Source organism: Rhodococcus sp. P4_F3_2, from assembly GCF_056401335.1.
Genome location: NZ_JBFUJN010000075.1, coordinates 1 through 5,913 on the forward strand (window position 1 = coordinate 1; position 5,913 = coordinate 5,913).

General features: G+C 62.1%; 6 protein-coding genes. 3 read left to right on the top strand and 3 right to left on the bottom strand.

Going from position 1 to position 5,913, the window contains the following annotated elements; all coding sequences use genetic code 11:
* Window positions 1-1,196: aldehyde dehydrogenase family protein (locus AC1DWA_RS32555; RefSeq protein ID WP_477917556.1), on the top strand; the 1,196-nt coding region annotated here is incomplete at its 5' end.
* On the opposite strand, the gene AC1DWA_RS32560 is transcribed toward AC1DWA_RS32555, so the two are convergent.
* The 3 genes from AC1DWA_RS32560 to AC1DWA_RS32570 are packed head-to-tail and all read right to left on the bottom strand — an operon-like array spanning window position 1,147 to window position 4,365.
* Entirely contained in the window at window positions 1,147-1,932 is a 786-nt protein-coding gene (locus AC1DWA_RS32560) for an alpha/beta fold hydrolase (RefSeq protein WP_019747729.1), read from the bottom strand. The genes AC1DWA_RS32555 and AC1DWA_RS32560 overlap by 50 nt on opposite strands.
* The gene (locus tag AC1DWA_RS32565) at window positions 1,929-2,993 is read right to left on the bottom strand and encodes an isopenicillin N synthase family dioxygenase (RefSeq protein WP_279163746.1); all 1,065 of its coding nucleotides are present in this window, start codon (window positions 2,991-2,993) and stop codon (window positions 1,929-1,931) included. The genes AC1DWA_RS32560 and AC1DWA_RS32565 overlap by 4 nt, the downstream gene beginning before the upstream one ends.
* Entirely contained in the window at window positions 2,974-4,365 is a 1,392-nt protein-coding gene (locus AC1DWA_RS32570) for a uracil-xanthine permease family protein (RefSeq protein WP_477846073.1), read from the bottom strand. The genes AC1DWA_RS32565 and AC1DWA_RS32570 overlap by 20 nt, the downstream gene beginning before the upstream one ends.
* Before the next feature lie 134 nt (window positions 4,366-4,499).
* Between AC1DWA_RS32570 and AC1DWA_RS32575 the strand changes: the two genes are divergently transcribed.
* Complete coding sequence (locus AC1DWA_RS32575; RefSeq protein ID WP_003940980.1) at window positions 4,500-5,063, top strand: helix-turn-helix domain-containing protein; 564 nt, start codon at window positions 4,500-4,502, stop codon at window positions 5,061-5,063.
* 57 nt (window positions 5,064-5,120) lie between these two features.
* Window positions 5,121-5,913, top strand: a 793-nt coding sequence (locus AC1DWA_RS32580; RefSeq protein ID WP_477917558.1) for an acyl-CoA dehydrogenase family protein, incomplete at its 3' end; no start/stop codon positions are given.

Below are 5,913 nucleotides of genomic sequence, written 5' to 3' on the forward strand. Positions count from 1 at the left end.
CGGAAGCTCTCGGCGAGGTACAGGAGATGATCGACATCTGCGAGTTCGCGGTCGGTCTCTCCAGGCAGCTCTACGGGCGCACCATGCCGTCCGAACGTCCCGGCCACCGGTTGTCGGAAACGTGGCACCCGCTCGGCGTTGTCGGGGTCATCTCTGCGTTCAACTTTCCGGTAGCGGTGTGGTCGTGGAATACCGCCATTGCTCTGGTCTGCGGCGACTCCGTCGTCTGGAAGCCTTCGGAAACCACTCCGTTGACCGCTCTGGCATGTCATGCGCTCCTGCGACGTGCGCTCGCGGATTGTGAAGCACCGATCGACGTGCACCAGTTGGTCGTCGGCGGACGTGACGTCGGTGAGGCGCTGGTGGACAACCCACTCGTGGCCTTGGTCAGCGCCACGGGTTCCGTGCGGATGGGCCGCGCCGTGGCTCCGCGGGTCGCCGAGCGCTTCGGACGAAGTCTTCTGGAGTTGGGTGGGAACAACGCCGCAGTCGTCACGCCGTCGGCGGATCTCGAGCTTGCCGTGCGCGGAATTGTCTTCTCCGCCGCGGGAACTGCCGGGCAGCGCTGCACCTCACTGCGCCGACTCATCGTTCACGAGTCGATCGCCGACAACGTCGTCGACCGCATTGCGTCCGCGTACGCGCAACTCCAGGTCGGTAGTCCCTTCGATTCCGGTGTTCTGGTCGGACCGCTGATCAACGAAGCCGCGTACGAGGCAATGCAGAAGTCCCTCTCGGCCGCGCGCGGCGACGGCGGAACCGTGGTGTGTGGCGGTGATCGCGTCGGCGAATCCGGGTTCTACGTGACACCTGCTCTCGTTCGCATGCCCGCACAGACCGAGGTGGTACGGGCGGAAACATTTGCACCCATCCTCTATGTCTTGACCTACACCGACTTCGACGACGCTATTGCGCTGCACAACGGTGTACCTCAAGGACTTTCATCCTCGATCTTCACACTCGATCAGCGAGAAGCAGAGCGCTTCCTCGCCGCCGACGGCTCCGATTGCGGCATCGCGAACGTGAACATCGGAACGTCCGGTGCGGAGATCGGCGGCGCATTCGGCGGCGAGAAGGAGACGGGCGGCGGACGCGAATCGGGTTCGGATTCATGGAAGGCCTACATGCGCCGAGCCACCAATACCGTCAACTACTCGGACCAGTTGCCGCTGGCTCAAGGCGTCGAGTTCGGCTGAACGCGTTCTGGGCAAAATCGGCGATCGCTTCGATCAACTCCGGGAGCCTCGACAACTGCGGGGCGTGGTCGGTGTCCAGGCTGACCACCTGGGCACCGGGAACAAGTTTCTGCATGGCACGCTGAGCTTCGATCGGCACGGTTCGATCGAGCGTGCATTCGACATACAAACGCGGGACGGTTCCGAATCGTTCTTCCGTCCAGACGGGTGCCATCAGGCGGGCCGACTCCAGTTGTGGAACGAGCATGCGCGCGGCGAAGATCGCATCAGCCACCGGCGCTTCGTGGAAGAACACAGCGGCACCGGCTTCGGGCGGAACCACCGTCGCATTCCCGTCGTCCACGGGGACCAACCAACGTGAGATCCCGACCGGACTTGCCAGACCGACTTCGATGCAGAGCATCCCGAAGTCCATCTGCGATGGAAGCATCATCCCCGCGACGTACACAAGACCCGCTACCCGCGACGGCAGTAACTCAGCCACCTGTGAGGCCACGATGCCTCCGCCGGAGTGACCGACGAGGGTGCACTGCCCGTCCAGGGACTCGACTACTGCCACAACATGTTCGGCAACTGCGTCGAGATCGATCACGTCGTCGGGGTTCCAACTTCCCGAGCCGGGAAGCTCCACCACAACGGGATTGAAGCCGGCCGATTTCAGTGGGCCACACACACGATCCCAGACCCAACCGCCGGCCCACGCTCCGTGGATGAGGACGATGTTCCGTGCACTCACTGCTTGATCTCGAACTCTGCAGCCGAAAGTACCCGAGCCGCCTCACGACCTGCGGCGGCGTTGGACTTTCCCTGCCTCGACCCGGCCAATTTGGCCTTGATGTGATCGCGGACGGTAATGGATTCGTACTCCAAGCCGGAGTCGTCCTGAAAACTCGGCAGAGTCGCAATCACCGCGTCGACGTTTCCGTCGTGGAAGAAGGCCGCCGATCGCCGACGCTTGATGGTGCCGTTCACCACCGGAGGCGCAACTCGGTGCAGCGTGGACATCCACCTGTCGTTGGTCAGTCGCGCGGTGAGATCCCCGAGATTGACCAGTAGCGCGCCGTCGACCGGCCAGACATCGTGCCAGCGTCGGTCGCTCCCGAGTACTTGCAAACCTTCGACCTGATCCGCCCACAGCACGGTGACCAGCCCGAAATCGGTATGTTCACCCATACCCTTCAACTCACCGTCCAATGTCACCGTCCCTTCGGGTAATGCGTAGTTGTTCATCCGCAGTACGTCGATGGAATGGTCGGTGATCGACTCGAAGAATCCTGGGGTCAGACCGAGCGCATCTTCGAAAATAGTTGTCAGTGTGCGTGCCACCCGCTCGCCATGGGCGTAGTAATTCTCCACTCGTTCCGTGAAACCTGGCACTGCGGGCCACAGATTGATTCCGTAATCCTCCTCCGACAGTTCGAGTTCGGTGAATGATCTGGCTTCGGTTCCGACGTTGAAGGCCTCGAAGAAGTCATTCATCCGAGTCGCGGATTCGACGCCGAGGCTCAAGCTCAGCGACTCGCTCTTGGGCGGGCTGTATCCACGATTCGCGCCCTCGATTCGGTAGCCCGTTTTCGTCTCCATCGGCAGCCCGAAGAAGTCGTCCATGGCTTCGGCGAGGCCGGAAGAAACATCGGTCGGAACGCCGTGGCCCCGAATCTGGATGAAACCGACAGTCCGACAGGCATGGTCGACTTCGGCGGCTACTCGCGCCTTGTCCTGGTCGGCACCACCGAGTACGTAGGGCGAGATGTCGATGACGGGAACTTCGAAGGGATCAGACTGGGACTGTGACACCGGCGTCTCCTGCAGAGCTGGTGGCGGGTTCAGATTTTGCAGTGGCATGGAGGCTCTCTCGCGATCGCCTCGCGAGTTCACCGAGTCGGGTGTGATTGAACAGCAGATTGAGTGAAAAGGCAGAGGCCGCAGCCAAGGTGATGCCGCTACCGAGGAGGATCTGAGCCGAGGAGGGGAATCGCTCGAACATCCCCTCCGCAAATTCCGGCAGAATACCGATCCCCACCGATACGGCGGCGATCGTGGTGTTGATCGGGTCGCTGAGATCGACCTTGCGCAGTGTGTTGATTCCGACCACGGCGACAGTGGAGAACAAGATGATTCCGACGCCGCCGACCACTGGATCAGGCAGGGCTGCAACTACTTCACCCATTCGCGGGATGAGGCCGAGGACGATCAGAATGGCACCGCTGGTAGCGGTCACGTACCGGCTGTACACCCGGGTCGTGGCAACGGCGCCGACATTCTGCGAGAAAACGGTGTCGACAAAGGCATTGAAGATTCCGCCCAGAACTCCCGACATGCCGTCGGCCACCAGCCCGCGTGCGAGATCTGCTTTTTTCAAAGGCTTTCCGGTGATCTCGCTGACCGCCAGCATGCTCGCCGTCGATTCTGCGAAGACGACTGCCATGACGATACTCATCGCCACCACGGCGGTGACGGGAAACTCCGGAGCGCCGAAGTGGAACGGCATCGGGAAGCCCACCCAGGCCGAGCCGCCGACGCCACTCAGATCGATCAGACCCATCGGGATGGCGATCACGGTACCGATCACCAGTGCCATCAGTACACCGAGTTGCGTCCACATCCCGCGACCGAGGCAGATGAACGCCACCGCGACCACAACGACTGCGGCAGCCAGCGCCAGATTCTTCGGATCGGCGAACGACGGGGAGGTCGGGTCGTTTCCGACGATCAGTCCTCCCGCGACACCGATCAACGAGATGCCGATGACTGTGAGGACGACGCCGGTGACCAGGGGTGGGAAGTATCGGACGATTTTGGCGAACGGGACGGCCAACGCTATGCCGACCACGCCACCGACCAGCATGGACCCGTACACGGCCTGCAGGCCGTACTCCTTGGCGATCAGAATCATCGGCGTCAGCCCGGCGAACGTCGCACCGCAGACGATCGGCAGGCGGACACCGGCAACCTTGCCGACGCCCAGGCTCTGAATGATCGTGATGATGCCTGCAACGAGCAAGTCCGCACTGATCAGCATCGCGACCGTGCTGCGGTCCAGCCCGACTGCGGCACCGAATACCAGCGGAACCGTGATGCAACCGGTGTACATGATGAGGACGTGCTGAAGAGCAAAAGCAGACTGGCGGGCAATGGGGAGCCGCTGGTCGACTGGATGGATGGCCATGCGCCGATCTCCGTCCGAAGCTGGAAGTGTTTCGTGTACGGGACTATTCAGCACGTCGATAATTTCTTACCGTGGTCGAATTTGTTTCGTCTGTGTAATCAAAACTTTCACCAGAGCACTGCTATCTTCGGCACATGGACGACGACCAGAGAGCGATAGCGACCGCAATCGGGGCAGCCGTGCGGACAGCGAGAAAAGAAGCCGGTTTGACGTTGCGTGAGGTTGCCGTGAAGTCAGGGTTGTCGCAGCCATTCCTGAGCCAAACCGAAAACGGGCACGCAGTACCCAGCGTCATGAACCTTCACCGCCTCGCGCAATCGCTCGGCACCACGGCGCACTCACTCTTGGCACAGGGCGAGCGAACTCCGTCCAGCCTCGTCCGCGCCGGCGAGGGGCGAACCTTCGAACTGGCACACGATTCGGTGATCCGATTCTGCTCGACCGGCTCACGGACCATGGAACCCAACGAGATCACGGCAGCACCTCACTCCGAGGCAGGTGAGCACACCGAACATGCCGGCGAAGAATTCATTCATGTTCTCGAAGGATCTGTCGAGGTCGAGGTCGGGTTGGACGAGCATCACGTTCTTCATGTCGGCGATACCCTCCTCTACACCTCGACCATCCCGCATCGGTGGTTCAATCGCACCGCTGCAGTTGCGAGATTCCTCATCGTGAGTTCACCGCCGTCCTTCTAGATACGCCACCGCTGCAGTTCCACACCACAACCCCGGCTCGCGGCTTACCCTGACAGCGTGACCAAGTGGCCGGAACTTGCGCGTGAGATCGCCGATACCGTTCTGTTTCCCGTCGCCGACAGCGTCGACGCCGACGGAGAAATCCCCAGCAGCCATTTCGACGCGCTCGCCGCCGACGGCTTCTACGGCATCGCCGCCCTCGGTGAGGGTGGCCCCAGGAGCGAAGAACTGGTCGAGGTCCTCGAAACCTTGTGCGGCGGTTGCCTCGCGACGACGTTCACCTGGATGCAGCATCACGGCGTCGTCGGAGCCCTGGCAGCGAGTACCAATACGTCTCTGCGCGAACAATACTGGGACGGTCTGGTTTCCGGCACGATTCGCGGTGGGGTTGCCTATGCCGGCGCCATCCCCCGCCCACCGCTCCTGTGGGCCAAGCGGGTGAACGACGGCTACGTCCTCGACGGGATCGCACCCTTCGTCACCGGTTGGGGCATCGTCGATGTTCTCTTGGTGTCGGCGCGCGACGAGTTCGACAATTCCATCGTTCATTCCGTCGTACCGGTGGGCGAGGCCCCGGGTCTGACGATCGAGGAGCTTCCACTGATCGCGGCGCGCGGGAGCAACACCGTCCGAATCGTGTTCGACGCTTTCGAAATTCCCGATACCGACGTCTGTGCTGTCGTCAGCGACGAACAGTTCCAGAGCACCCAACTCCCCGGCTTGTGGCTCAATGGCGCGATGGCCATGGGCATCACCCGCCGCGCCGTGACCGAACTCGCGGATCTGGGAGTCGACGCCGACGCGTTCGAAGAACAAGCCGCCCGGGCGCGCGCCGATCTCGATGCAGCAC